Annotated in this window: 16 protein-coding genes; 4 read left to right on the top strand and 12 right to left on the bottom strand. The window is 63.2% G+C overall.

Annotation, left to right across the window (positions count from 1 at the left end):
- Positions 1-730: 730 nt before the first annotated feature.
- A complete protein-coding gene (locus tag ACX12D_RS33795; RefSeq protein WP_459377398.1) occupies positions 731-970 on the top strand; it encodes an H-NS histone family protein in 240 nt (79 codons plus the stop codon).
- Positions 971-1,204: 234 nt separating this feature from the next.
- Here ACX12D_RS33795 and ACX12D_RS33790 read toward each other — a convergent pair whose 3' ends face one another.
- Together ACX12D_RS33790 and ACX12D_RS33785 are read right to left on the bottom strand one after the other, a co-directional pair.
- Positions 1,205-1,513: an EthD family reductase gene (locus ACX12D_RS33790; protein WP_459377029.1), complete on the bottom strand. Its 309-nt coding sequence runs from the start codon at positions 1,511-1,513 to the stop codon at positions 1,205-1,207.
- A 323-nt stretch (positions 1,514-1,836) separates the two neighbouring features.
- A complete protein-coding gene (locus ACX12D_RS33785; RefSeq protein ID WP_276268231.1) occupies positions 1,837-2,037 on the bottom strand; it encodes a hypothetical protein in 201 nt (66 codons plus the stop codon).
- Positions 2,038-2,253: 216 nt separating this feature from the next.
- On the opposite strand from ACX12D_RS33785, the gene ACX12D_RS33780 reads away from it, so the two are divergent.
- The 3 genes from ACX12D_RS33780 to ACX12D_RS33770 are packed head-to-tail and all read left to right on the top strand — an operon-like array spanning position 2,254 to position 3,493.
- A complete protein-coding gene (locus tag ACX12D_RS33780) occupies positions 2,254-3,078 on the top strand; it encodes a hypothetical protein (protein WP_459377456.1) in 825 nt (274 codons plus the stop codon).
- Positions 3,000-3,194: a tyrosine-type recombinase/integrase gene (locus ACX12D_RS33775; protein ID WP_459377397.1), complete on the top strand. Its 195-nt coding sequence runs from the start codon at positions 3,000-3,002 to the stop codon at positions 3,192-3,194. The genes ACX12D_RS33780 and ACX12D_RS33775 overlap by 79 nt, the downstream gene beginning before the upstream one ends.
- Positions 3,195-3,244: 50 nt before the next feature.
- Positions 3,245-3,493: an H-NS histone family protein gene (locus ACX12D_RS33770; RefSeq protein ID WP_441639643.1), complete on the top strand. Its 249-nt coding sequence runs from the start codon at positions 3,245-3,247 to the stop codon at positions 3,491-3,493.
- A 285-nt stretch (positions 3,494-3,778) separates the two neighbouring features.
- Here ACX12D_RS33770 and ACX12D_RS33765 read toward each other — a convergent pair whose 3' ends face one another.
- The 10 genes from ACX12D_RS33765 to ACX12D_RS33720 form a co-directional block, all read right to left on the bottom strand.
- A complete protein-coding gene (locus tag ACX12D_RS33765) occupies positions 3,779-4,495 on the bottom strand; it encodes a DNA alkylation repair protein (protein ID WP_459377028.1) in 717 nt (238 codons plus the stop codon).
- Between the two features lie 228 nt (positions 4,496-4,723).
- Entirely contained in the window at positions 4,724-5,410 is a 687-nt protein-coding gene (locus ACX12D_RS33760; RefSeq protein WP_459377027.1) for a DAPG hydrolase family protein, read from the bottom strand.
- 44 nt (positions 5,411-5,454) lie between these two features.
- Positions 5,455-6,555: a porin gene (locus ACX12D_RS33755; protein ID WP_459377453.1), complete on the bottom strand. Its 1,101-nt coding sequence runs from the start codon at positions 6,553-6,555 to the stop codon at positions 5,455-5,457.
- A gap of 109 nt (positions 6,556-6,664) precedes the next feature.
- On the bottom strand, positions 6,665-7,744 hold the full coding sequence (locus tag ACX12D_RS33750) for a branched-chain amino acid ABC transporter permease (RefSeq protein WP_459377026.1): 1,080 nt from the start codon (positions 7,742-7,744) through the stop codon (positions 6,665-6,667).
- On the bottom strand, positions 7,741-8,613 hold the full coding sequence (locus ACX12D_RS33745; RefSeq protein ID WP_459377025.1) for a branched-chain amino acid ABC transporter permease: 873 nt from the start codon (positions 8,611-8,613) through the stop codon (positions 7,741-7,743). Before ACX12D_RS33745 ends, ACX12D_RS33750 begins: the two co-directional genes overlap by 4 nt.
- Positions 8,610-9,308: an ABC transporter ATP-binding protein gene (locus tag ACX12D_RS33740; RefSeq protein ID WP_459377024.1), complete on the bottom strand. Its 699-nt coding sequence runs from the start codon at positions 9,306-9,308 to the stop codon at positions 8,610-8,612. Before ACX12D_RS33740 ends, ACX12D_RS33745 begins: the two co-directional genes overlap by 4 nt.
- The gene (locus ACX12D_RS33735) at positions 9,301-10,038 is read right to left on the bottom strand and encodes an ABC transporter ATP-binding protein (protein WP_459377023.1); all 738 of its coding nucleotides are present in this window, start codon (positions 10,036-10,038) and stop codon (positions 9,301-9,303) included. The genes ACX12D_RS33740 and ACX12D_RS33735 overlap by 8 nt, the downstream gene beginning before the upstream one ends.
- 8 nt (positions 10,039-10,046) lie before the next feature.
- Positions 10,047-11,357: an ABC transporter substrate-binding protein gene (locus ACX12D_RS33730; protein WP_459377022.1), complete on the bottom strand. Its 1,311-nt coding sequence runs from the start codon at positions 11,355-11,357 to the stop codon at positions 10,047-10,049.
- A gap of 88 nt (positions 11,358-11,445) precedes the next feature.
- Complete coding sequence (locus tag ACX12D_RS33725) at positions 11,446-12,234, bottom strand: SDR family NAD(P)-dependent oxidoreductase (RefSeq protein ID WP_459377021.1); 789 nt, start codon at positions 12,232-12,234, stop codon at positions 11,446-11,448.
- The gene (locus tag ACX12D_RS33720; protein ID WP_043356332.1) at positions 12,227-12,601 is read right to left on the bottom strand and encodes a cupin domain-containing protein; all 375 of its coding nucleotides are present in this window, start codon (positions 12,599-12,601) and stop codon (positions 12,227-12,229) included. Before ACX12D_RS33720 ends, ACX12D_RS33725 begins: the two co-directional genes overlap by 8 nt.

Raw genomic sequence — 12,601 nt, 5'->3', positions numbered from 1 at the left:
CCTCCTGCTACACGGTTCAATTTAGCCATGGGGCAATACCTCCAAATTGCAGTCCGAGCCTTCGGCGTCGGCGCCATCCTTGTGATCGTCGCCGTTGCCTCTCGGCAAGTATATCTGCGGGTCGCTGCTGAGGCTGGTAGTGCCGGCGGTGAAGAGGATCCTGCAGCAATGATGTTGATCCGATGCGAGGCCATGCACAGCCGCCTGCAGAATCGGCCTGTTTCCGAAGACACTGCAGATGCTGACGAGGCGCCGCGTGCCCGGTGTATGGAGTCCTGAATTCGCAGCAAATCTAAGCAGTCTTCAGTTCACGCTCCTTGTGTGGCGCTAATGGGCCGTCCCGCGCGCCGGCCCTGGTTCGATCTGACTCCGGAATCACGGCGGCGCGTATGTGGCCGGCATGCGGCTGGGCCGGGACCTCCCCGCAAGCGCCCCTCGCACGCGCCCAGCCTTTGCGAATATCCTCCCCAAGGGGGCTTACCGCTGCGGGGCGACAAGGTGAACATCAGAGGTGCGTCATGCCGAGCGGCAAGCGCATGCTGCAACCCTGGCGCGGCTGGAGGCCTGGCGGGCGGAGCTGGAGGCAGCTGGCCGTCCGCTGGTGGAGCTACGTACCCAATTCTCGACCGAACAGGAACGGGCCCGTGGCGGAAGGCCGGTGGCCAAGGGCCGATCACGAATGAAGAACCGGGTGCGCCGGCGCTCCCCCTCAACCCACATGACGGTAGCGATGGCAATGGAAATTGAGCGGGCGGACGCGATCCGCTGGATCTGGGCGCAGATGCTCGAGTATGGGCTGACGATGGAAGAGTTGGAGGCGGCCGGGTGCTTTGCGCCGCCGCCGAGCCCGAGCCCGGTCTGCTACCGCAATGCAGAGGGGCTGAGTTGGGACGGGGCGGGCGAAATGCCGGACTGGCTGCGGCGGGCGGTCAATGCCGGGCAGACGGTAGAGTTTTTCCGCGTCGAGTAGCACAAGAAAGCGACCCTGCTAGTTTCGAGGCCTGCGACGGCGCCGAGAATTGGGCACGCCGAGGTGGGGTCCATGCTCGATGGCGTGAGGTTGAGGGCATCCCAAGATTCGCCCAAACCGCTATCACATGCGCGCGTCCCTCGCGGTGTGGCGACAACTCCCGGGCGCCTGCCATGGCCCTTGTGATAGCGGGCACATCCCCTTCTCGCAAAAAATGAGCCGTGAACTGCCGGCCTAAACTTCCTTCGTGTCGAATATGAGCATGTCAACGCCGGCCTGGGCAAAATTGGCCACGTCAGCTGCTGCTGCGGTGCCCTCAGGCGAAGCCATTGCCTGCTGGAGCGCCGCCAGCGAATCAAAGCTCAGCACCGCGACCAAGTGAAATGGCGAATCGCCGGCCGGGCTTGCAACCGAGCCGCTGCTGACCTCGTAGCGTCGCAGGCCGGCGATCTTCTTGGCGATCGGAACATGGGTCGAGAAGTAATAGGAATCGAACGCCGCCGTGTCCGCAGGCTTCTTGTATAGCACCACTAGCTTTGCCATCGTGGTTTCTCCAGACGTGAGTTAGATAGAGCCTGAGTTTGCTTGTGTAGCTTTCCTATAGCGTGTGAACCCCATTTCCGTCAGGGCACGTATTGTCCGGTGCGCTTGATGCATAACGGTACAAAACTGTGGTTCGCAGCGGGTTCCGGCGTAGGTCGACAGGGGCATGGCTTGGGGCACGCGCCGTGGAACGTTACGGAGTCACGCCCCCCCCCGCCATTCCATCCTTCGGGGTCGGGAGCTTGATGGACAACTAGCTTCAGCTATTACGGCCGCTGTGCCGAGAGCGCTCCGTTTGGTCTTCGGTACAAGCTGACTGACTCTTAACGAATGCGGCGCACGGCTTCGAGCATGGAATGCCCCTGACTTGTCAGGCGGGGGTAGGCATCGCCGGTATCATGACCATGCTCCAACGTGACCAGCTTGTGAACCAACAAGGTGTCCAATTGCTCGGGCTCGAGGTCGTCGATCTCCTGCGTGTCGCCAAGCAGCAGTAGCGCGGCGATTTCATGCGGACTTAGCATCTCGGCCTCCTTTGTCGCGGTTGGAAAAACGAACTACGACTGCTTCCCCGAGCTCGATTCCACAGTGGACGGTGGCGACGGCAGTGGGTCATCGGTGCGAGGAACTGGGAGCGTGCACCGAACGGCCACAATAGACTTCTTTATCGCCGGCATCAAGTCAGATATATGCGGCAACGCCGCAAAGTGAAGCAGCGCCGGAGCCTGTCACCGCCGACGGTGGATTGGTACGCCTCGCGTTCGCGCGAGCGGTGGATCCAGGTCTGGAGGCCCTTCGAGGGCCCGCTGTTGTCGCGCGCGCAGGGCTACGCGCTCGGGGTGCTCAACAACCTCTACCGCTTCCTGGCCGACCGGAACTACCTGATGGGCGATTCCTGGCACGGCATCCACGTGCCGCGCAAGGCCCGGCCGGCACTGGACGTGGGGCGCAGCCTGACCGAGGACCAATGGACGTTCGAGCTGGCCCAGCTCGATGCACTGCCGCCCATCTCGGCCCACCAGCGCCTGCAGGTCGCCTTGCCGCTGCGGCACGCCACCCGCCTGCGCTTGTCGGAAGTGGTCGCTGCCGCCACCGGCCATCTGGAGTGGGTCAACCTGCCCGGTGCTGGCCACCGCGCCGGCACCAAGAAGCGGATCGAGGGCCGGTGTCTGGAAGTGGTGGGCAAGGGCAACAAGCTGCGCCGCGTGCCGGTGCCGCCGGGGGCGATCGCGCGGCTGGGGGCGTATCTGGTGGCGCGCGGTCATCCGGCCGACCGGGGAGCCAACCGGGTCCCGGGCGGCGTCACGCTGCTCGGCCACACCACCGACCTGGGCGAGCGGGCGCCGTGGGCCGGTGCGCACACCGCCGCCAACCCCGTCGGTTCCGCAGCCGAGATCAGCGCCGTCACGCTCGCCAAGCAGATCAAGAGGTTCCTGATGACTGTGCCGGCACGCTGCGTCTCGCCGATCCGCGCCGCGCGGATCGGCTGGAGGCCGCCAGCACGCACTGGCTGCGGCATACACACATTTCGCATGCGCTGGCGGCCGGCGTGCCGATCGAGGTGATGCAGCAGAATGTCGGCCATGGCTCGCTGGCGACGACCAGCCGCTACGTGACGACCGAGGACGCGCGGCGCATGGAAGCGATGCAGGCCGTGTGGGATACCGGCAATGATGATTGATTGTGCGGCCCAAATCGTTGCACCTTTCCGACTACCAAAACGTTATACCTATGTCTCTTGAGATTGAGCGCGCCGCAGCCACGGTGTGGATCCGTGTGCAGATGGCCAGGCACGGCCTGACCTTGACCGACCTGCAGGCGGCCGGCTGCTTCGCCGAGAAGGCACCGCCGCCGGTTCCCGAGCCGGCGCGCACCTACCGCAACGCCGAAGGGCAAAAATGGGACGGGCAGGGCGAGATGCCAGCCTGGTTGCAGCGGGCGGTCAACGCGGGGCAGTCGCCCGAATTCTTCCGGGTCTAGTTGTGCCGTGCTCCAATCTCCGGCTAAAGGGCGATGGATGACCTATCACGCGAAGAACTCGCGCTTCGCGCCGCCAATCGCCGCATTGACGGGGCGCAAAGAAGAATCACCAAAATGAACGGCAAAGTACAGCGCCTTCGTGCAAACGGAACCGTAAGCTCCGACGCAGACGAGCTGCTATCTGAGTCCGGTGCTCGGCCACATCCCGGCGACGATCGCGGTCGTACGGCTGGGCGACTGAGCCCTTCCGCCTTTCGCCACCATGCATCCGCGAGACGTCTGTCGTCAAGCTTGCAGGTGCCTCCCAGCCTCGCGAAGCGTCAACGCGGAAAGGCTGTAGCGATGGGCGGCGAGGAATGCTGACACTGCATCCGGATTCCAGTTCGCGTAGTCGCGCAGGGCCCAGCCGATCGCCTTACGGATGAAGAATTCGGTCTCCGGCGCCAACGTTCGCGCGTAGCGGAATAGCCGCGCCTCGTCCGTCTCTAGCCGCCAGCCCAGTTGGTGGAGCATCGCGACGCGCCGCACCCACGGCGAGTCATGCCCGAGCCAAGCATCAGCGCAGGCCTGCGCGTCGGCATCGGTTTTTCGCTCGCGCGCGATCACGGTGCCGATCGTAACGGCGAGACTGTCGACTGTGTCCCACCATGGCTCGGACTGGGCGAGCGCGAGGATCGGCGCGATCCGCGTGGCATCGAACCGGGCAGCGTATTTGCGCAGCAGATCCGCGGCTGCATAGCGGTACTCGCGCTCGGGTTCGCGCCACAGCAGTTGCGCGACGGCCACCCATTCGCGGTCGCGCCACGGCACCGTCGGCAGGGCGCGCAGCGCTCGCCGGCGGGCCGGCGTGGGAATGCCGAGAAACGGAAACTGATCGCGCATGTAGGCGCGCATTTGGGCAGCGGCGGCCGGATCGGCCAGCGGCTGCAGCGCGCGGCGGATGTGCCCGACGTAGGTCTCGGGAGTGATGTCAGTGGGGGGAGTTGGCCGTTCTGCCGTCATGCCTGTTGGCTCCGATGCTTGTGCATAGCACGAATGGTATGAACATCCGTTGCGGTATGGGGGTGAACAGCTACCACGACGTTGTGAACACTGCCTCCGTCAGGCAGATGTCGGCCATCAGCGTTCACTCTACTTTGTCAGCGCGAAGCGGTCACTCGCCGTATATCATCAAGGCTTCGCACGAAAGTACCCGCCAAGGGGGTTTGGCCGAAAAAGTTTGCCTGCCTCTCACCACGGTAGCCGAACCTTGACGCTATCCCGATGCTCTGCGATATAGAGCGAGGGCAGGAAGCGGGAAAGGAAGGTGAATTCGTTGTAGCAGTGCATGAGCAGTGCCTGTCCGAATACATCGGGAAATGCCGCCTTGATCTCCTCGGCGCTATGCCCTTGCGCGGGCATATCCTCGCCAAGGTAGAAATGACTTCTCAGCGTCATCCCCGATTGCGTATCGCGTCCCATGTGCAACAGCCGGCCGCCAAGTATTTCGCCGCTGCCAGTGCGGCCAGGCGCATCTCCCATGCCTACCCGGCCGCAAACCGCCGCGCTGACAGCGCCCCGGTCCCTGGCATCGTCGTACGCCGCGGCATCGAAATACTCATGGGGATGACGAAACTGAATCGCGAGCTTTTCCGCTGGCGATCCGGAGAAATGCTCCTCGACCAGATGAATGGACCCGATATGTGTGCCATCCTGAGCCTCTGCCCACTCGCTTGAGACATGGTCGGCAGGATGCCACCAGATGTACTGCTGCGTATTTGGGCGAAAGCGGAACCACCATTCAAACATTTCCCCCGTACAGCCGTGTAGTTCCGTGCGGCAGGCTACGTGCAAGACGCCGCTTGCGAGACGTTCATAGCCGGTCTCCAGGGCAAGCGGAGCCGGATCGAGCAAGGCGTGCGCTTCAGACAATTCCATCCCTATCTCCTTCAGAAAAAATTGAACACCAACTGACTGCCACCTTAAAACCGTGTGGCCATCCCGATACGCCCGATGGCCTGACTGGATCCGGAAGACGCCGCGTCTGGCCCGAAGAGTCCATTGATCCATGCCTGCGCGCCGTGGTCGCCGGCAGCATGCTGGTAGACGCCTTCCAGGTAGACCGAGGTGCGTTTCGACAACGCATACATCAAGGTCGACGTGATCTGTTGCGCTTTGTTGTGGCTGAGCTGTGCATTTCCCTTCATCCACTGGTAGTTGGCCCCAAGTGTCAGGGCGCCGGAGAGGGTCCAGTTTGCGCCCGCCTGCACGACGTTGACCATGGCACCGGAGAGTGTGTTGCGCGTGTTCGTGTAAAGAAGGTGGGCCAGCACCGAAGGGAATCCATAGTGCACGCCCACGCCGATGTTGCGTATGCCGTCCCGGCCATTGTTGATCGCGCTGTAGCGCGCGTCCGTGACGGCAGCACCAAGCGCCAGCGGTCCGCGCTCATAATTCACTCCTGCGCTGGCGGTCCTCCCGGAGGTTGTCGAACCCGCGACCTCGCCGAAGCCATACAGGGCGCCAAGCGTGAAGCCGCCAATTGACGGTGTCACATACTTGACGGAATTTGCGACCCGCGTGGAGGCGCCGACGCGATCGAAGTCGGTCGCTCCCGTTGGATTATTCGGAATGCCGAGGCCAGTGAACGGACCATTCCGGAAGTTGTAGAAGCCGCCATATAGCAGGCCACCGTCAAGACCGGCGAACAATAGGGATTCAGTCATGAAGTCGTACTGGTTCCCCAGGGAAATCTTCCCCCAGGATGCATTGCCAAGACCGACCAGTGCCTGTCTGGCGAAGAGCGAGCCATTCGACGGAATCGTTGCTCCATTGTCATTGCTGAACTGGCTGGCCAGTTCAAAGAATACCTTGCTGCCTCCGCCAATGTCCTCGTTCCCGCGCATCCCGAATATGCTTGGCACATACACACCGGTGTCGAGCAATACGCCCCGATTGCCGGATTGATTGTTTACATACGTCACACCGGCATCGAGCATGCCGAACAGGGATACGCTGCTCTGAGCGCAAGCGCCGGCACCGAATCCAAGACACGGCAGCGCCAACAGCCATCTTGCCTTCATCGTATTCGTTGTTTTCAACGTCGTCTCCTCCTTATATTTTTTGTACGCCAGGCTGCGAGCGCGAACTGCGGCGCGCCCCATGGCACGTGGCGCCATCACATATCGGTCATCACCGGTTGCCGGCAACTTCCGCTGCCCGCCGTTCAGCCTCCCGCGCAGGCGGGGCACTTGGGTACCCGGCCGGGAGGTGCCAGCGCATGGGCAGAAATGCAATACCACGGCGCGCGGCGAGTTCTCCCCAGATTCCCCTTGGATAGAAGCGCATCACGACGATGCCGATCAATCCCAGGAGAATCAGGTAAGTGCTGCCGGTATCGGCAAGGTACTGCCGCATCACGAAATAGACGATGCAGCCGATGATCGGGCCCTCAAGCGTGCCGATTCCGCCAATCACCACGATGAAGATGATGTAGCCGGTCCAATTGATGTCGAATGCGGAGGCCGGCGAAATACGCAGTTTGGTCAGGAAAATAAACGCGCCCAGCATGCCGTAGGCAGCGCTGACCACGATATAGACAGCGAACTTGAGGTGCCGCTGATGAATCCCCATGGTGGATGCCGCGCTCTCGTTGTCTCGTATCGCGCAGAGCGCGAGACCATACTTCGACCTGAGCATGCGGTACGCGCCATAGTTCACCGCGACGGCAAGCAGCAGGGCGATGAGATAGAGCAACGTATCGCGGCTCATCCAGCCGAGGTCAAGGGAGCGCACCGCATCCAGGGGAATGCTGATTCCCGACCCTGCACCAAGCGCGCTCGCTTGTGAAAATGTCAACCGGAACACCTCGGCGATTACCCAGGTCCCGATCGCCAGGTATGGTCCGGCCAGGCGAAAGACCGCAAATGCGACGATGCACGCCATGCCGGCAGCGCATAACCCGACTAGGACAATCGACGCCAACGGCGGCATCTTGAAGAAGATCGCCAGGGCAAAGAGGACATACCCCCCGCTGCCAAGATAGGCCTGCTGTCCGAGCGACATGAAACCGCCGTAGCCAGCCAGGATATTCCAGAGCTGCGCGAGCGCGACGAAATAGAAGAACTCGACGAGCATGGACTGCTGTCCTGTATCGAGAACGAAAGCCAGTGCGGCCAGCGCAACGGCCGTGGCCGCAAAGGCGCCGTCGGTGCGCGAAAACCTCGGCGCGCCAGCAGGCAGCGCCAAGGGAGATGTCAGGTGTGCGCTCATTGGTTGCCTCGTTGGGGAAAGAGTCCGTTGGGCGCGATCAGCAGCACCACGAGAAACAGCAGATGGCCGGCAAGGAGTTGCCAGTCGGGGTCAAGCGATGCGCCGACGCTCTGTGCGACGCCGAGCGCGATGCCGCCGGCAAGGGTGCCCCACAGGGAACCCAGCCCGCCGATGACCACCGCTTCAAACGCAAAGATCAACCGGTCTGGTCCGCTGGCAGGATCGAAACTTGCCCGCGTCCCCGTGAAGACCGCGGCGATGCCAACGACGGCCATCGACATGCCGGTCGCCAGCGCGAACAGGTTGCGGTGATTGATGCCCATCCAGCCAGCCGCCTCCGCGTCATCGGAGGTTGCCCTGAATGCCCGTCCGATGGCGGTGCGTCGCAGCATGAACTGGAGCGCGCCAAGAACGGCAATGGCCGCCAGCAGCGTGATCACCGGGAGGATACCGACGGCGATGCCGCCGCCTAGAGGCAGGCTCATTGTCTCGATCGCGCCGCCAGGAAGCTTCCTGGAGTCCGCCGAGAATATATCGAGGAGACCATTCTGCAGGACGATGGACAGGCCGAACGTCAGCAGCATCGGACGCAGCACGTTGGCGCCCATGGCGCCGTTCAGTAGCGCGCGCTGCAAGACATAGCCGATCGCAAACATGACCGGGACGGTCAGCAGCAGCGAGGCAAATGAAGTTTCCGCCCCCGGGATGCGAATGGCAAAGGCAAGGAATGCCGCCAGCACGATCAGGTCGCCGTGCGCGACGTTGACCAGCCGCATGACACCGAAAATGAGCGACAGCCCGCTGGCATACAAGGCGTAGAGGCCGCCCAGAAGAATGCCCTGAACGATCACATCGATCCAGCCCGTCATTGTTTTTCTCCAAAGTACGCGCGTCCGATCTCTTCCTTGCTGGCCGATGCGGATTGGCCGGACAGCGTGACCCGCCCCTTCTGCATGCAGTAGTAGCGGTCCGAGAAGCGAAGCGCCTGATGAATATCCTGCTCGACGATCAGCAGAGTCGTGCCTTCCTCCTTGAGGGTTGCAAGGTGGCCATACATCTCTCGAATGATCTTGGGCGCCAGGCCCAGCGACAGCTCATCGCACATCAGCATGGCGGGGTTCGACATGAGCGCACGCCCGATGGCGACCATCTGCTGCTCCCCACCGCTCAGGGACGTCACGTTCTGCCGGCGCCGCTCTGCGAGGCGGGGAAACATCGTGTAAATGCGTCCCAGATTCCATGGACCCCGCCGCCTGGCGTACGCCCCGATCTGCAGGTTCTCCTCCACGCTCAGGCTCGGAAACATGCGGCGCCCCTCGGGAACGAGCGCAATGCCCTTGCGCACCACTTCCGCCGCACTGTCGCGTCCGAGACTGTGTTCGCGCAGGCGGATCGCGCCGTGCCTGACAGGGAGCGCTCCCGAGATCGCCTTGAGCAAGGTCGATTTCCCGGCGCCATTCGCACCGATGATCGCCACCGACTCGCCTTGGCGGATCGTCAGGCTCAGGGCAAACAGTGCCTGAAAGTCACCGTAGTACGCATCGAGTTCATGAATGCTAAGCATGGGCTTCCACCTCGATACCCAGATACACATCCCGCACCGCGGCGCTGTTCATCACAGCCGACGGCTCGCCTTCCATGAGCTTCTTGCCGAAGCTCAGCACCATCAGCCGGGAGACAACCGCCAGGAGCGCGTGCACGACGTGCTCGATCCAGATGATGGCGGTGCCGTGGGCGTGGATGCCTTGAATGGTTGCAACCAGCTCCGCCGCCTCGCCCTCCGTCAGGCCGCCGGCAATTTCGTCGAGCAACAGGACCTTCGGGCGGGTCGCCAGCGCTCGCGCCAGTTCCAGTCGCTTGCGTTCGAGCAGCGACAGCGCAGCCGCCGGTTTATCGGCATGCCGGAGCAACCCGGTCAGTGCGAGCGTTTCGTAGCAGTGCTGCTGAGCGCGGCGCGCGTCCATCCTGGCGCCGAAGAACGCGCCCACGAGCAGGTTTTCAAATACCGTCAGTTGGGAAAAGGGCCGCGGGATCTGGTACGTTCGCCCGATCCCGGCAATCGCCCGCTCGTTTGGAGAGGCATTGGTGACGTCCCGCCCTTCCAGCAGGATACGGCCGCTGTCCGCGCGGATGTTGCCGCTCAGCAAGTTGAAGAAGCTGCTCTTTCCCGCACCGTTTGGGCCAATGACGCCCAGCGCTTCGCCGGCACCGAGCGCAACGGACAAATTGTCGGCGACGGTCACCGCGCCGAATCGCTTCACCAGCATTTCGGCGGAAAGGACACAATGATCCATACGACCCCTCAGGTGAGAATTGCCAAGCGCTTCTGCACGCCGATATCCTTCGCAAGCGTTGCGCTCACGATCTGCAGATCCAGTGGATGCCTGTTGCCCGCGGTCCATTGCGCACCCACCAGCGGCGTCTTGGTGACGTTCTTGACCGGGCTTCCGGTCCACTTGACGGGACCGACGGCTGACGCGTAGTCGGTAGCGCGGATCGACGTGACAATCGCCTGGGGCGTCAGCGCGGTGCTCCGCTTGAGCACGTCGAGCGCGACTTCGAACAAGGACAGTGCGCCGAGGGGTTGCACCCACTGCCGGCCGGTAGCCGCTTCATAGGCAGCGGCAAACTGTGCGCTGGTTTCGCCGGTCAGTGTGGAGCGATAGGGATAGGCGGGCGACCACGCCACCTCCGTGGACAAGCCGACGCCTCGCGGCCCGAGCCCTGCAACCGCGGAAGGGAAGAGCAGTGCCTTGGCAAAGGTCACGACCTTCGGCTTGAAACCCTGCTGTGCCGCCTGGCTCCAGAATGTGGCGAATGCCGCGGGCGGCAGGACGCCCGTCACGATCTCCACCTTTGCCGCCTTGAACGCGCGGATCTGCGCCGAGAAGTCGTTGGCGGTTGGCTGGAACCGGCCAAGGTCGACAAGCTTGTAGCCGTTCGCGGCAAGCGCCGGCGGAAAGCCGAACGCCTTGTCACTGAACGCGTTGCTTTCCGCATCGTTCGGCCAGAGCGCTCCGACGGTGCGATTGGTGGCGGCGCCGGCGCTGTCCCAGATGGCCGTATATACCGCGATCAGGTCTTCCAGTCCCCAGCAAAAGTGATAGGTGTACTCGAAGCCCTTCGCCGGCGAACCGCCTCGCCCGAAGTAGTAGGGTTGCCACGGGCAGTTCGTGGTGATGCAGGGGATCCGGCCCAGCTCGCATTGATCGGATACGGGGTTGACGGTGTCCGCGGTGCACGCGGACACAATCAGGTCTACCTTGTCGTCCTTGATCAGGCTTGCCGTGACTTCGGCGGCGCGATTCGGATTCGACTGGCTATCCTTCTCGATGATCACTACAGGATGTACATTGCCTGCGACAGAGATGCCGTTCGCAATCGCTGCGCGCACGCGCTGCAGGATGAATCCATCGGTCTCTGCGAACGGGGCGAGCGGCCCGGTTCGCGGGCTCACGTAGCCAATCTTCAGCGTCCGCGCGGCCGCCGAAGCGGGCCGGATAGATTGCACGCCAACCGTGGACGCGCCCAGCGCTACCAGGCCGCGCAAGGTGGCGCGGCGCCCGGCGGAGTGCATTCGGTGGACAGTGCCACCTTCCATTTCCTTCTTCATGTCTTGTCTCCTGTCATGCTCATGTCGGCGCGGCTCTTCTTTGGAACCGCTTGCCTTTCGCGCCTGCCGCTCCGGGCAGGGCGAACCACTATCCGGCTGTGTAGCCTCCGTCGATGTATAGCGTCTGGCCGGTGCAAAACTCCGACGCCCTGGAAAGCAGGAACTGCAATGCCCCGACGAGATCCTCGGGTTCCCCCAGGCGCCCGAGCGGGATACGCGCGAGCATCCCTTCGCGCGCCGCGCGGCCGCGATCGTCGTCGGCGAACATCCATGCCGTGAGTTCGGATCGGAACACCGTCGGCGCGATGGCGTTGACGTTGATGCCGTAGCGGCCCAGCTCGCATGCCAGTGTTCGCGTCAAGCCATCGATCGCCGCCTTTGAGGGGCAGTAAGCCGAGTAACCGGCGGCAAGCCCGAGCTTGCCGCGCGTGGACGACAGCAGGACAACCCTGCCGCGCTGCGCCGTCTCGATACAGTGGGTGGCGAAGGCCTTGCAGACCAGCCACGATCCGCGCACGTTGGCTGCCATTACGTGTTCCCACTGTTCCGTGGTCATATCCTGGATCGGCGCGGGATCGTTGGTACCCGAGCCGACGACGACGAAATCGATGGCACCGAACTGCGCAACCGCTTCGTCGATCAGGTTGCGGGCATTGGCCTCCGAGTCGGGCCTGCATGCCCTGGCCTTGACCCGGAGGCCGTCGGCATTCAATTGCACTTCGAGTTCGCGCAGCGTCTGCGCATTCGCCCCCGCGATCACGAGTCTCGCGCCGGCATCGGCCAGGCTGCGTGCCGCAGCCCGTCCGAACGCGCCGGTGGCACCCGTGATCACGCCTACCTTGCCCGACAAGCCAAAGGCGGCACTGGTACTAGCCATTGTTTCCTTCTCCTGTAGATTGGCTCCCGGGCAAGGCCGAAGCCAGGATGACGAGCATCGAGGCCGGCAGCCTGGAATCGTTCCTGATGCTTCGCCCTTCGCCCGCCGGAATCACGCACGAGTCCAACGCCTTGAGCACGACGTCCCCGCCGGCGGTGGTGAGCGTGATCTCACCGCTCAGCACCACGTAGACCTTCTCTGTCGGCCCTGCGTCCCATTGCGCGCCACCGTCTGGCAAAAAGTGCGACAGGCCTACCCAAAAGTGCTCCACGTGCGTGGCATCAAGCCCCTGCAACCGCAGGGACCGCATGTCGAAATGCCTGGCCGCGTCGTAGCGGGCCGCGGCATGCAGTCGTTTGACTTCCAT

The sequence above is a fragment of the Cupriavidus sp. PET2-C1 genome (assembly GCF_054515855.1).
This window is presented reverse-complemented; position numbering and strand designations above follow the sequence as displayed.